This window comes from Aeromonas sp. ASNIH8 (assembly GCF_002919855.1).
In the GTDB taxonomy this organism is placed as follows: Bacteria; Pseudomonadota; Gammaproteobacteria; order Enterobacterales; family Aeromonadaceae; genus Aeromonas; species Aeromonas caviae.
This window is the reverse complement of record NZ_PQLN01000262.1, coordinates 1-709: the sequence shown is the minus strand read 5'-3', so window position 1 is coordinate 709 and position 709 is coordinate 1. Positions and strand designations below refer to the sequence as shown.

Genomic DNA, 709 nt, shown 5'->3' with positions numbered 1-709 from the left:
GGTTCTTCGCGGGATCTTGGGGAAGTGGAAGTTGACAGACAGGGTGCTGGTAAACTGGCTGTCTCCAAACACACCACCACCATCACCCTGCTGTCGCCGTGCATCATATTGATATTGCCTCCTTCTGGCCAGGTTATACCGTCATCGCCCAAGCGCTTTCTGCCAACCATCACACCCTGTTTACCCTTGAGCCTCGCGCCGACTTCTTGCCCCGTTGTCGCCGATGCCTGCAACCCACGCCATTGATCCACGACCAACGTATCCGCCGGGTGCGTGAGCGAGACCTATTTGACCGACAAGTCTGGTTACAACTGCCTGTTCGCCGCGTCGACTGTCTGCGCTGTGGTCGCGTCAGTGAACATATCGACTGGCTCCCCTCTGGCTCCCGCCTCACCCGGCGCATGCAGTGCTGGATTGAAGCGCTCGTTCAGTACCTCCCCATCCGCCATGTCAGCCAGCTCACCGGGGTCGGTTGGCACACCATCAAGGAGATCGACAAGCGCCGTTTGCAGACCAGTGTGGGCACCATCGAACTTGGGGAGGTGCGGCGGCTGGTGATGGATGAGTTTGCCCTGCACAAGGGACACCGCTATGCCACCGTGATCATGGATGCCGAGCGAACCCGCGTCCTGTGGGTGGGGCACGGCAACAGCCGGGCCGCTATCCGTCCCTTCTTCGAGCAGCTCGGCGAGCGATGCCAGCAGATTGA

At 60.4% G+C, this 709-nt stretch carries 1 pseudogene; it reads left to right on the top strand.

Annotated features, from left to right (window positions below):
- Positions 1–98: 98 nt before the first annotated feature.
- Positions 99–709, top strand: a pseudogene (locus C3418_RS23815) (ISL3-like element ISAeme19 family transposase); the annotation flags it as partial.